Origin of the sequence: Sedimentibacter acidaminivorans, from assembly GCF_017873955.1 — a bacterium.
In the GTDB taxonomy this organism is placed as follows: domain Bacteria; phylum Bacillota; class Clostridia; order Tissierellales; family Sedimentibacteraceae; genus Sedimentibacter; species Sedimentibacter acidaminivorans.
Genome location: NZ_JAGGKS010000001.1, coordinates 421,629 through 435,299 on the forward strand (window position 1 = coordinate 421,629; position 13,671 = coordinate 435,299).

The 13,671-nt window shown below is 27.7% G+C and carries 12 protein-coding genes; 2 read left to right on the plus strand and 10 right to left on the minus strand.

The window, feature by feature from the left end:
* Positions 1-112: 112 nt before the first annotated feature.
* Positions 113-1,345: an ATP-binding protein gene (locus J2Z76_RS01825; RefSeq protein WP_209510271.1), complete on the minus strand. Its 1,233-nt coding sequence runs from the start codon at positions 1,343-1,345 to the stop codon at positions 113-115.
* Between the two features lie 169 nt (positions 1,346-1,514).
* On the opposite strand from J2Z76_RS01825, the gene J2Z76_RS01830 reads away from it, so the two are divergent.
* Complete coding sequence (locus tag J2Z76_RS01830) at positions 1,515-2,357, plus strand: response regulator (protein ID WP_209510272.1); 843 nt, start codon at positions 1,515-1,517, stop codon at positions 2,355-2,357.
* A gap of 97 nt (positions 2,358-2,454) precedes the next feature.
* On the opposite strand, the gene J2Z76_RS01835 is transcribed toward J2Z76_RS01830, so the two are convergent.
* The 6 genes from J2Z76_RS01835 to J2Z76_RS01860 all read right to left on the minus strand — a co-directional run bounded on the left by J2Z76_RS01835 (position 2,455) and on the right by J2Z76_RS01860 (position 10,202).
* Positions 2,455-3,645: a glycine C-acetyltransferase gene (locus tag J2Z76_RS01835; RefSeq protein ID WP_209510273.1), complete on the minus strand. Its 1,191-nt coding sequence runs from the start codon at positions 3,643-3,645 to the stop codon at positions 2,455-2,457.
* An 18-nt stretch (positions 3,646-3,663) separates the two neighbouring features.
* Positions 3,664-4,698, minus strand: coding sequence for an L-threonine 3-dehydrogenase (gene tdh, locus J2Z76_RS01840; protein ID WP_209510549.1), 1,035 nt, complete (start codon positions 4,696-4,698; stop codon positions 3,664-3,666).
* Positions 4,699-4,882: 184 nt separating this feature from the next.
* Complete coding sequence (locus tag J2Z76_RS01845) at positions 4,883-5,572, minus strand: metallophosphoesterase (RefSeq protein ID WP_209510274.1); 690 nt, start codon at positions 5,570-5,572, stop codon at positions 4,883-4,885.
* Between the two features lie 16 nt (positions 5,573-5,588).
* Complete coding sequence (locus J2Z76_RS01850) at positions 5,589-8,303, minus strand: ATP-binding protein (RefSeq protein WP_209510275.1); 2,715 nt, start codon at positions 8,301-8,303, stop codon at positions 5,589-5,591.
* Positions 8,304-8,305: 2 nt separating this feature from the next.
* Positions 8,306-9,406 (minus strand): metallophosphoesterase family protein, encoded by a 1,101-nt coding sequence (locus tag J2Z76_RS01855; protein WP_209510276.1) that lies wholly within the window; start codon positions 9,404-9,406, stop codon positions 8,306-8,308.
* A 106-nt stretch (positions 9,407-9,512) separates the two neighbouring features.
* Entirely contained in the window at positions 9,513-10,202 is a 690-nt protein-coding gene (locus J2Z76_RS01860; RefSeq protein WP_209510277.1) for a Crp/Fnr family transcriptional regulator, read from the minus strand.
* Between the two features lie 103 nt (positions 10,203-10,305).
* Between J2Z76_RS01860 and J2Z76_RS01865 the strand changes: the two genes are divergently transcribed.
* Complete coding sequence (locus J2Z76_RS01865) at positions 10,306-11,022, plus strand: ATP-binding protein (protein WP_209510278.1); 717 nt, start codon at positions 10,306-10,308, stop codon at positions 11,020-11,022.
* 75 nt (positions 11,023-11,097) lie between these two features.
* Here the strand turns inward: J2Z76_RS01865 and truA are convergent, their stop codons facing one another.
* The 3 genes from truA to J2Z76_RS01880 form a co-directional block, all read right to left on the minus strand.
* Entirely contained in the window at positions 11,098-11,835 is a 738-nt protein-coding gene (truA, locus tag J2Z76_RS01870) for a tRNA pseudouridine(38-40) synthase TruA (RefSeq protein WP_209510279.1), read from the minus strand.
* A 93-nt stretch (positions 11,836-11,928) separates the two neighbouring features.
* Complete coding sequence (locus J2Z76_RS01875) at positions 11,929-12,705, minus strand: ABC transporter ATP-binding protein (RefSeq protein ID WP_209510280.1); 777 nt, start codon at positions 12,703-12,705, stop codon at positions 11,929-11,931.
* On the minus strand, positions 12,705-13,571 hold the full coding sequence (locus J2Z76_RS01880) for an ABC transporter permease (RefSeq protein WP_209510281.1): 867 nt from the start codon (positions 13,569-13,571) through the stop codon (positions 12,705-12,707). The genes J2Z76_RS01875 and J2Z76_RS01880 overlap by 1 nt, the downstream gene beginning before the upstream one ends.
* Between the last annotated feature and the right edge of the window lie 100 nt (positions 13,572-13,671).

A 13,671-nucleotide genomic window follows, 5' to 3' on the forward strand; every position in this document is an offset into this window, starting at 1 on the left:
ATATTTTATTATTTCCTAATTAATTATACAGAGTCTCTTCAATGTTCTACATTTTTCGACATTTTTACAAAAAAGTTAATGAAATAAACACAACTTTATTTGCTTAATATTATCATGTCAGTAACGAAGCTTTAGGAATTACAACTGTAAATTCAGTCTTTTTAGTGTTTGACTCTACTTTTATTTCTCCATCTAACTCATCAATTATATTTTTAACATGAGAAAGACCTATACCTGTAGATGAGTTTCCTGTTTTCCTGTCAAATTTTGTAGTAAAACCTGGATTAAATATATACGGAATAACATTAGGATCAATGCCCCCTCCATCATCTATAATATATAATAAGATATTATTTTCAGTAGTAGTTTGTAATATTTTTATACTACCACTCATTTTAATAGCATCAATAGAATTTATTATTAAGTTATTTAATATTGTGAATAAAGAATAATATTTTTTAATATATATATTGTCATTAATTGTAACTACTATCTTAATATCCTTATTATTTTCTTTGATATATCTTTTGCTATTGCCTTCTATGATAAATGATAAGTCCTTAAAGCTCATGGTTTCATTTGTTTCAAATTCATTTAAGAAATTCTCAAATCCACCTAATACTCTATAATAATCTTTTTTTATTTCATGTACATCTCTAGCAATATCTAAGGCATTCTCACTTATGCTTGCATTATTTTTGTTATTTTTATAAAGCGAATAACTTTTATCCATTACACTTTCAATATCTGATGTTGATTTCTTTAAATAAAACAACTCTGCTTGTATATTAGAAACAAGAGTATTTAATTGCATATATCGTTTTTGATGTTCCTTTTTTCTAATAATATTATTTCTATTTTCTATTAATATATAAATACCACATGATGATATACTTCTCAATAAGCCTATTATAATGATGAATTTAAACAAGTAAGAATTTAAATTGCTCCTAGTAATTGCTTCAACCAAATTACATATTACATCTATAGAAAATAATGTCATTATCATCAAGTATGGATTTTCCTTGTTTTTTCTTACTGTAAAAAACACAGCTAAAATTCCAAATAAAATATAATATATGGTTGATGGGAAATTTGCCAATACAATTTCTATTATTTCATCTTTAATAGAAAATAAATCTATAATAAATCTTAAAGCAAAAACAGAAAGGCCAGTATAAATTGATAATAAAATAATATTGAAATCATCCACCAACATTATTACCAAACTAAAAGCTACAACACCAGCAGAAAATCTAAAGCTGCCATCAAATGGATAAAAATATAATTCGCCTATAAGAGTTATTGCAATAACTGTAATTAAATACTTTTTAATAATCTGCATTTACTACCTCCAACTTTAATAAGTATATCATAATACCAATTACATAAGTTATACTTATTTTATATAATATTTTAAAAATATTTGTTATGTAGGAAATATTCGTATATAATAATAATAGAATAATCTACTTATTATTTAAAATCAAATTACTCAAGTTTAGGAGGATTAATTGAAAATATTTATTATTGATGATGATATAGCTATTGTAAAAATGCTTGAAAGCATAATTGAAGATTATGATTTAGGTAAGGTATGTGGACACTCCTTAGATGGAAACTGTATAAACGACATAATATCACTTAAACCCGATCTAGTTTTAGTTGATCTTTTGATACCTAAAAAGGATGGCATAACTATTGTAGAAGAACTCGTAAAGATTGACAAGAATTTAAAATTTATTATGATATCACAGGTTTCATCAAAAAATATGATTAGCACTGCTTATACTGCTGGAATAGATTTTTTCATAAATAAACCAATAAATGCAATTAAAGTTAGAAATGTAATTCAAAACGTTTCTGAAAAAATAGGCTATGAAGAAACACTGAGAAATATAAAAAGTATATTTTCAAGCAACAACGAATCACATGAAGTAAATTCGTCTAAAGATATTCAAAATGTAAAAATTAAAAAAATACAGCTAATTTTAAACAAATTAGGAATGACTGGAGAAAAGGGAGAATCAGATATTGTAAACATATGTAAATATTTAATTGAAAACGATCTAAACCTCTCTGAGACGAGTATAACTGAAATCAGCAATTTTTTAAATCAAAATCCTAAAAGCATGGATCAAAGAATGCGTCGAGCAATTTCAAAAGGTTTATCTAATATAGCTCATTTAGGAATTGAAGATTATATGAACGAAATTTTTATCATATATTCAAGCAGTTTATTTAACTTTGAAGAAGTAAAAAACGAAATGGATTTTATAAGAGGAAAACGAAAGTCATCGGGAAAAGTACATATTAGAAAGTTCATCGATGGACTAATAATCAACGCAGATATTTAAATAAAATAGTAACACATTAATTTATATTTAAAATGCTAAAAAGCTCATGATAGTTATCATGGGCTTTAATAGTTAATTTGCATATAATATAATTTATCTATATTCCAAGTTCTTCTTTTACTTCTCTAAATGCATTTAAAGCAAAATCTAAATCTTCTTTCGAATGTGCAGCAGATATCTGCGTTCTTATTCTTGCTTTTCCCTTTGGTACTACTGGAAAATAGAAGCCAATTGCATATACACCCTTTTCTAGCAATATTTCAGCCATTTTTTGAGATAGCACTGCATCTCCTAACATTATCGGAACAATTGGATGTTCACTATCTATTATAGTCAAACCTATCTTTTTTATTTCTTGCCTGAAATACTTTGTACTTTCTTCTAACTTATCTCTATATTTGGTGCTACTAGTTAACATTTCTAAAACCTTTATTGAAGCTGCTGCAATTGCTGGAGCTAGTGTATTTGAAAACAAATATGGTCTTGAACGCTGTCTAAGCAAATCTATAATTTCTTTTCTACCACTAGTATATCCACCACTTGCTCCACCAAGTGCTTTACCTAGTGTGCCTGTAATTATATCAACTCTTCCAACTACTTCTCTGTACTCAGGAGTTCCTCTTCCAGTCTTGCCAACAAATCCAACAGCATGACTATCATCTACCATTACAAGTGCATTGTATTTATCTGCTAAATCACAAATTCCTTTTAAATTTGCAATAATCCCATCCATGGAAAATACTCCATCAGTTGCAATGAGTTTTATTTTAGCTCCGTCTTTTTCTGCTTGAATTAGCTGTTCTTCTAATGATGTCATATCATTGTTTTTATATCTATATTTCTTAGCTTTACTTAATCTTACACCATCAATAATACTAGCATGATTTAGTTCATCGCTAATTATTGCATCATCTGCTGTTGTTATGGTTTCAAACAATCCTCCATTTGCATCAAAACACGATGAATAAAGGATGGTATCATCTGTAGATAAAAATTCACTCAGTTTTTGTTCTAATATTTTGTGTATTTCTTGAGTTCCACATATAAATCTTACAGAAGATAGTCCATATCCCCAATTATCATATGCTTTTTTTGCTGCTTCAATAACTTCAAGATTATCTGCTAAACCAAGATAATTATTTGCACACATATTTAGAACTCCATCAACTTTAGTAGTATCAATTTTACTGCTTTGTGGTGTAGTTATAATTCGTTCTTCTTTCCAAAGGCCACTTACTTTTATATCATTTAATATCTCTGTATATAATTGTTTAGTTTCACCGTACATATTTTTATCCTCTCTTTATTATTTTTTTGTAGTCCAATCAAGTATTACCTTTCCTGATTTTCCGCTTGTCATTGCCTCAAATCCTTCAATGAAATCTGTATAGTGATATCTATGTGTAATAACTGAAGAAATATCCAACCCTGACTTTAACATTGCAGTCATCTTATACCATGTTTCAAACATCTCTCTTCCATAAATACCTTTTATATGAAGTCCATTAAATACTACTTTATTCCAATCTATAGATGTTCCTGTTTCTTGAATTCCAAGCATTGCTAGCTTACCGCCATGCGTCATATTATTTATCATGTCGTTTAAAGCTATTTCATTTCCTGACATTTCAAGCCCAACATCAAATCCTTCTTTCATCCCAAGTTCTTTCATAACATCACTAAGTTTTTCTTTCTTAGTGTTAACAGTTCTTGTAACTCCCATATTTTTTGCAAGTTCAAGTCTATAGTCGTTAATATCAGTTACTACTACATATCTTGCACCTGCATGTTTTGCAACAGCTCCTGCCATAATTCCAATAGGACCAGCTCCTGTAATAAGCACATCTTCTCCAAGTAAATCAAACGATAGTGCCGTATGGACAGCATTGCCAAATGGATCGAAAATGCTAAATACTTCTTCAGGTATTGATTTATCACAAAGCCAAACATTTGTAACTGGTAAAGCAACGTATTCAGAAAATATTCCCGTCCTATTTACTCCTACACCCTTAGTATCTTTGCACAAATGTCTTCTACCAGCCAAACAATTTCTACACTTTCCACAGACAATATGACCTTCTCCAGAAACTAAATCCCCTACATGCAAGTCTTTTACGCCTTTACCAAGTTCTACGATTTCACCCACAAACTCATGTCCAATAGTCATTGGAACAGGTATCGTATCTTGTGCCCATTGATTCCAAACATAAATATGCACATCAGTTCCGCATATAGCTGTTTTGTGAATTTTTATAAGAACTTCTCCTTCTTCAACAGTTGGTAAATCTACTTTTTCAAGCCATAATCCAGGTTTTGCATATTTTTTTACTAGCGCGTCCATTTTAGCCATACAATCACCATCCTAAAAAATTTGTTTTTTATTTAATTATTATAAATAAATAATACTATTATAATGTATTCATGTCAAGTGCTAAATATGCGATATGTTTTCAAATTATAAACAAGATGCAACTCCATTATTTTATATTAATAAAAGCACCACATCTTAAATGTAGTGCTGATACTCACATAATTCTTTTCAATTTAAAATCAATGTAGTCACTTGATACACAATATACCGATATATCATCAATAATTCCTTCTCTTATATTCTTATGACCATCTTCCCCATGAAGATGACCATATATGCATGTGTTTATCTCATAATCCTTCATTAATGAAAAAAATTCATTTGGCTCACCATCATTGCTAAATGGGGGGAAGTGAAGCATAGCTATTTTATGTTTTTTACTATAATTACATTGTTTTAGTGATATCTTGAATCTATTAATCTCCCTCAAAAAAATTTTTTCATTTGAATATTCAATAGAATGCTCTTCCATAGAATCCCAGCCTCTAGTTCCACAAACTATTACATCCTTGTACTCGTAAGAATTGTTTTTCAAAAATTTAATAGTTTTCATTCCAAGCATATCGAGCTTGTTGGAGGTTGCCCACCAATAGTCATGATTTCCTTTGCCTAAAATCTTAATTCCTGGCAACTCATCAATCTTTAGCAAATCAGCTTTTGCATCTTCTAATTTAGTTGCCCAAGATATATCACCTGGCACCAAAACTAAATCCTCTTTGCTAACAATATTTTCCCAATTTTTTATGATTTTTCCCTCATGATTAATCCAATTATCTCCAAAGATATTCATTGGTTTTTCATTCTTGTGATCAAAATGTAAATCTCCTATAGCAAATATTTTCATTATTTATATTCCTTAATTATAATTTTATTAAATTGAACTTCAAATTCATACTTTTAGCAATCTCGACTTCTCTTTCTTGACAAGTAAATAATATAACTTGTCTTCTTTCACTTTCCTTAGCAAGCATTTCAATTGACTTTTTTAATCTATTTGAATCATACTGGACGAAACTGTCATCAAGAATAATTGGTATATTTTGATTTCCACTTAATATATTACTTAAACTAATTCTAAGCGACAAATACAATTGATCTATTGTTCCACCGCTCAGACTATCGATACTTATATTTCTATTATTATTGTCCTCACTAACAATTGAAATATTCATATCTTCATCTATTGCAACTTCTTTATACTTACCACCCGTAACATAAGCAAAATTTTCACTTATAGATTTTTTTAACAAAGGCATGAAGTCTCCTTTAATTGAATCTGATATTTCAATTATTTTTTCTGAAGCTATTTTAGCCACTTGTATCTTTTCTTTGAAGAAGCTTATTTTATCTTCATAAAACTCAATTTCTTCTTCAACTTCTGCTAAATTTCTTATAGTGTTTTCAATTTCATCTATTTCTTTATCTATATTATTAATATTTATTTGTACTTGATTTCTTTCTTCATTTAGTTTAAAAATTTTAATTTGATATTCTTTTTCATCTATTTCTTTTGCATCAAAATTTTGTAGATCTTTAGTTTTAATTCTTAATTCTTCTAAGCTCCTTTTCCCAAGCAATGTACTAAGTAAATTTTCACAGTACACTTTTTTAGTTTTGAGATCCATGATTTTTTCATTTTGTGAAACTATTTCTTTAAATTCATCAAAACTACTCATTTTATTTGAATTTAATATTACACTGAACCTTTTTTCTTCAAATGATATTTCTTTATCCATTATATTAAGAACTTGGTTTTTCTCATCTGCTAAATTTTGTGTTTTTAAAATTTCCTCTTGTACTAAATCTTTTCTATTGTAAATTTCATTTGCCTTTTCAACACTTTCGCTTGATATTTCTAATATATCAAATATAGCCAAATCATTTAACATATTTTTCTCTAAATTACTATTAATAATAACTAATTTATCTAAACTTTCTTTATCAAAATTTATTAGCTTTGTTTTTTCTGTTATAATATTTTGTTCTTTTTCTTTTTTTTCATATGTACTTTTAAATTCCTCTATGTTCGTGCATCCTGTCTCTTTGAATATTTCATCATTTTCATTTTCCAATTCTTTTACAATTTTATTGTAATCGAGATGCTGACACTCTATACTTTCAATTTCTTTTCTTGCACTTGATACTCTTCTCCCAGATTTAATAGCCATTATATAAGAAATAATTCCAAGTAAAATTGTAGATAATCCACCATAATATTCTACTGCATTAAAATAATATACCATATATCCAGAATATCCTGCCGCTAACAAAAATAACGTTCCAAGTAATACAAACATAAATCCCTTTAAATTTTGTGACTTTATGAATTTCATCATTAAATCATAATTTTTATCACTGAGGAGCAATTTTATCATATCAATTTTATTATTGTTTTCTTCAACTACTTCATAGTGTTCAATAAATTTATTAATTTCATTAAAGTCATATCCTTTTAAGCTTTCTGTACCCAATAATATCTTATTTCTAAGCTCAGTAATCTTATTATTATTTTTTTGATAATTGATAAAATTATCATTCATTTTATCAATATCAAAATCATTTTTAATACGATTTGAAACATCTTCTCTAAGATTTTTAAGTTTTTCATCTAGTTCTTCTTTTTGAACTCTTAATTCATGTCTTTTACTGCGCATTAAATCTAACTCTATGTTTAATTTGGATATATCATCAAAATCTATATCAGAATATTCTTTTAAAATGTCGTTTTTATATTGAGATAATTCTTGATTTATTTCATCAAGTTCAGCTTTTATTGGAACAGATTTGGTGTATTTATCCTTTTCTATTAAGAGTTCACATGTTAAAAGATCTTTGTTTAAATCATTTATATGCATTCCTATTTCTTGAATTTTACCCATTAACTTCTTTTTTTCCATGCTTAAAAACATTACTTGTCTGTTTCTATTAATAATTATTTCTTTAGTATTATTAAGGTCCTTGAGTCTTATAGCATATTGCCCTAAAAGAGTTTTTGGATTATCTTCGCTCCCAGCCTCTTCTTTAATTCTATTTAGAGAAGCTAGTATTCTTTCAATTGAAATTGATTCATCTTTTGACTTGCTCAAATTAATGATCTTATTTGTAACCTCTACAGATAATTCTTTATCTGTTTTATTTCCAAGTTGTTTAATGCTAACTGTATTCCTATATGAAGTTTTATTCATATTAAAAAAATATGCACCAGGACAATCTGAGTTTTCTGCATCGCTTATAGGATTATCGAGATTATCAGAAACATCACTATCATCAAATTCTTTATTAAATATTTTAGTTGTTCCAAGCAAAAAATCTTTTGTAACTAAATATTTATTGTTATTAAATCCATCTATTGTAATAGAACCTTTATATAAATTGCTATCCCATGGCTTATATTTTTTATATAAATCTAAACCATTTGCATCATCAAAACCATATAAAACAGACTCGATAAAACTATGGATGGTGCTTTTTCCGGTTTCATTTTCTCCGTATATAATGTTTAACTTTTTCCCAAGATAAATCCTTTTATATACGAATTTGCCAAAAGCTCTAAGATATAATTTATTTATGTACATAACTATCTTACCACCTTTTCTTTTCTCAATACGTCAAGTCCTAATTTAAATGCTTCTCGTTCTAGCTTATCACAACGATTCTCAAATTGAAGCTTGTAACTTTCAACTATATTAAACTCATTCTCTTCATATTTTTTTTCATCAAAATTCTTATATGAAAAATTATCTTCGAACTCTATATAATAAAAAAATTGCTTTGCCTCATTTTTTATTTCATCTATTGATATGTCTATATTAACAGTCCCTGTCAAATTAACCCTAACATAGTCCTTAATATTTGAAAAAGTATCTCCTGAAAATTTAATTAAATCAAGAATTTTATTATAACCATAAGTAATATCTATATCTATATTTCTATTAATAAATTTTCTTTTAGCTATATTACAAAAATCAAAAGTTGGATTTTTTTTCTCAAGATATCCCTTTATTACACCATGTTCATCCCCTTCATTGAATGAAATTGGTTCAGGCGTACCAGAATATACAACATTATTTTTCAACTTATTATAATTATGTTTCCCTCCTAAAGCACAATAATCAAATTTATTCTTAATTAAATCAACATTAAGTTTATTATTTAAAATTTCATTGCCTGTTTTTTCTATATCACTGTATAACAATAATACATTTATTTTTTCCTCATTAACAGATATATCATAAACTGCTTGAAAATTTTGACTATCTACTGATTTATTAAAACTAATTGAATATATACTCAGGTTGTCCTCATCGAAATTAAGATTTTGAACATGTTCTGTATTCCTTATTAGATAAACATTTTCAGGAAAATCAACATAATCATACATGCTATTTATATTATACGGATCACTGCTACCACATGTGATAATTATCTTAGTATGTTCTATGCTTTTAAATTTCTGTATGATTCTTTTAAGACTTTTAAAATTAAAATATTCTGATTCAATCATGTCTCCAACAATGAACAAGTACTTTATTTTATCTTCTTTAACTATTTTAATTATTTCATCAAAAGTATCCCAAAGTTCTTCTCTTCTTTTTTCTCGTTCCTTCAAGCTGAAATTTTTATTATTAAATTTCATTCCTAAATGAATATCTGATGTATGTATAAACTTAGGCTTCATAGTTCTCTCCCCACCTATCACTGCTGTTTATTTTATAATGCTTTCGTTTTCAATAATATTAATATTGTATCATAAAACATTAATATCATCAATATATTACTAGTTTTTATTCTGAAAGTTCATATAATTTTTCTAGATCTAATATTTTAATGGATGACCTGTATATATCAATAATATTTTCATTTTGCATGGAAGAAAGCTCTCTAGATAAAGATGGTCTTGTTATATTTAAAAATTCAGCAAACTCCTGTCTTTTCATAGGTATATCAAATGATAGTTTATTTGTTTTTTTGTATAAAGACAAAAAATATACAGCAATTTTGCTCTTTATTGTTTCAGCATTTAATATTTTCATTTTTCCGTTAAGCATTATTATTTTATCTGATAAAATTGCCAACATATTATTTATAAGAACTTTATGAAAATTACAGCTATTTGGACACATGTCAATGAAAAATTTCTTAGGTATAAACAATGCTTTGCTTTCTCCTGAACTAATCAAATCATAAGGTGAAGTCCTTGCCGATGAAAATATTAATGCTTCTCCAAATAAGTCATTGAAACCTAAAGTAGTTACGATAACCCTACTTCCATTATATTTTTGAGATACTAAATTGAATTCTCCTTCCAGTACAATTCCAACATTTTTTACAATATCATCTTTTTCAAAAACGGCCTGATTATCTTTATATTTTTGTATATTAGCTTTGCAACACGTGAAAATTTTTTCTATTTCGTGAAAATCAAGTCCATTAAATAACTGATTTTCCTTAATTTTTCGAATTATTGCATCCATTTAAACCTCCTATTTATCGTAACATATGTTACATACATTGTAATTTTATTTTATTATAATATAATAAACAAGTAAAGAAAAATATATTTCAGGGGAGATAAATATGAAAAGAAAAATAGTTAAAATTCATGAAGAAAAATGTAACGGTTGCGGTCTATGTGTAAATGCATGTCATGAAGGTGCATTAGAATTAATAAATGGTAAAGCAGTTTTAATATCTGATTCATATTGTGACGGTCTAGGTGATTGTCTGCCAGAATGTCCTGTGGATGCAATTGAAATTATAGAAAGAGATGCTGAAGAATTTGATAAGGAGTTGGTTGAAAAGCGTATGAAAGAAAAAAAATTAAGCACTGAACCATTACCATGTGGTTGTCCTGGGCATCACGCAAAGGAAATTAAACACAATAAAGTTGATACTCCAGCAGTTTCAACAGAAAAAGTAAAAATCGCAAGTGAACTTAGACAATGGCCTGTTCAAATTAAACTTGTTTCTCCAAATGCACCGTATTTTAATGGAGCACATATTCTTGTAGCTGCCGACTGTACAGCTTTTGCTTATGCTAATATTCATCAGGATTTTATGAAAGGTAGAATAACTATAATAGGTTGTCCAAAGCTCGATGATATAGATTATTCAGAAAAATTAACTGCTATTTTAAAAAACAATGATGTTAAAAGCATAACTGTTTTAAGAATGGAAGTTCCATGTTGTACTGGAATTGTAAATGCCGTTAAAACAGCAATAATAAATTCTGGAAAAATGATTCCTTGGGGATATAAAATTGTTACTTCCGAAGGATCATTGATAGAAGATTAAAAACTATTAAATATAGTTATTCTCTAAAAATGGAAGGTATCATTACCTTCCATTTTTATATAAATTTATCAACTATTAATATTCAACATCCTTTAAAAATAATGCTTTAGCTGGGACCATAGGCCCTGCTTCTGAACGTTTCTTTGAACTCAATATATTTTGTATATCTTTTGGTTTTAAATTTCCTTTTCCAGCTTCAATTAACGTTCCTAAAATTATTCTAACCATATTCCAAAGGAAGCCATTTCCATTAACATCTATTTCAACAATACCCTTGTTTTGTGTGATTTTAATGTAATTTATAGTTCTAACTGTAGATTTAGTTTTGGATTTTAGAGTTGTAAAGCTTTGGAAATCATGTGTCCCTATTAAAATATCTGCACATTGTTTCATTAAATCTAAATCTAATTTGTCATTTATGTGATGAATATATTTTCTGTCAAACACATTTTTATATGTTGAGTTATTAATCCTGTACATATATGTTTTTGATAATATATTATATCTTGCATGAAATCTCTCGCTTGCATCCTTGATTGATTTTACATAAATATCATCTGGCAAAATCGAATTTAATAGTTTATATATTTCTTCTGTGCTTTTGTTGCATGTGGTATGAAAGTTAGCTGTATAATTTAATGCATGAACTCCAGTATCAGTTCTACCACATCCAACTAACTGTATGTCTTCTCCAGTTATTTTACACAACACCTCTTCTAGTTTACCTTGCAGTGTATTTATATCACTTGTTTGTTTTTGCCACCCTTTATATCTACTACCATCGTATTCTAAAATCATTTTTATATTTCTCATTTTTTTCTCCTGATATGAACTTATAATTATTATACACTAAATATTGAAACATACAATGTAATTTAATAGATATATTCTAATGTAGCAATTATCCTAAACTGCTTCTCTTAATGAGCTATCGAAATTTCTAGAATTGTAAATACTTACAAGTTCTTTTTCTGTAATATCTCCATTCCTAACATCTAGTACAACATTACCTTTATCTAACATAATTATTCTATCCGAATATTTTATAGCATCTCTCACGTTATGAGAAATCATCATCGTTGTTATTGAATGAGTTTTAATTAATTCCTGTGTTTTTTCCATAATCAATCTAGACGTTTTAGGATCAAGAGCAGCTGTATGCTCATCCAATAATAGCAATTCAGGTTTTTTCAATGTTGCCATCAATAAAGATAAAGACTGTCTTTGACCACCTGATAAAAACTTAACTTCTGTGTTTAATTTATCTTCAAGACCAAGGTCCAATGTTTTTAGTATTTCTTTAAAATCATCAATTTTATTTCTATTTATTAGTTTTTTCAAACCAAATTTTTGGCATTTTTTTTCTGAAAGCGATATGTTTTCAAGTATCGTAAGAGAAGGTGAAACACCCATTGATGGATTTTGGTGAACTCTACCAATAAATTGAGCACGTTCATTTTCTTTAAGGCTATTTATATTTTTGCCATTTAATATTACTTCGCCTTTTTCTTGTGATAATACACCGCTTATAATATTAAACAAGGTACTCTTTCCACATCCATTAGCTCCAAGGATAGATGTACATTCACCTTTTTCTATGCTAAGATTAAAATCATCAAATATAATTAATTCATTCTCGGTTCCCATGTTAAAGGTTTTTTTTATATTATTAATTTTTAACATTATAATGCACCTTCCTTTTTTTGTTTTTTTATTTTTAAGTCTGGGCTAAATGTGTTGTAGCTCAAGAATACTATTACTATCAACGCACTTATTGCCTTTAAATCAGTTGGCTCCAAACCTAAATCAATGGCTACAGCTCCAATAAGTTTATAAGTAACAGCCCCTATTATTGCCCTTGTAGTACCACGTAGCTTCCTAGAGTTTCTAAATACTGTATCTCCAATTATTATGGATGCAAGAGCTACTACTATAATCGAGGTTCCCATTGTGATATCTGCAAAGCCTTGAAATTGTGCCATCAATGCACCACTCAATGCAACCAGCCCATTGGATAGCATTAATCCTATTAATTTATATTTATTGCAATTCTCACCTAGTGATTTAACTAATGTTTCATTATCTCCAGTAGCTATTAATAAATAACCTACCTCAGTTTTTAAAAATAAATCCATTAAAATTTTGACAATTGCTACTATAATAATTAGTACAACTATTTCTTCCATATTATCGAAGATAGAACTATAATTAAATAATCCAACATTTGACTTTCCATTTATCCTCAAATTTATCGAATATAATAATGTCATTGTTAAAATTCCTGAAAGAAGTGCCTTAATTTTCAATTTTATATTTAATGTATAGGTAATTAGACCTGCTAATGTTCCTAACAAAAATGATAGTAATGTGCTTAATATAGGTGAAAGTCCTAATGTAATGAACCTTGCAAATATGAAAGCTCCAAAAGGAAATGTACCCTCAACAGATAAATCTGCGAAATCTAATATTTTGTATGTTATAAAAACTCCTATTGCAAGTATTGAAAATACTAATCCCTGCTCTACTGCTGTCAATAATAATGAATTCATACTTAACGTCCTTTCTAGAATTGATGAACAATTGAAAAACAGTTTGATAATAGTTAGAGAACAATTGGAATATTATTTTAATACCATTATTAATCTACTA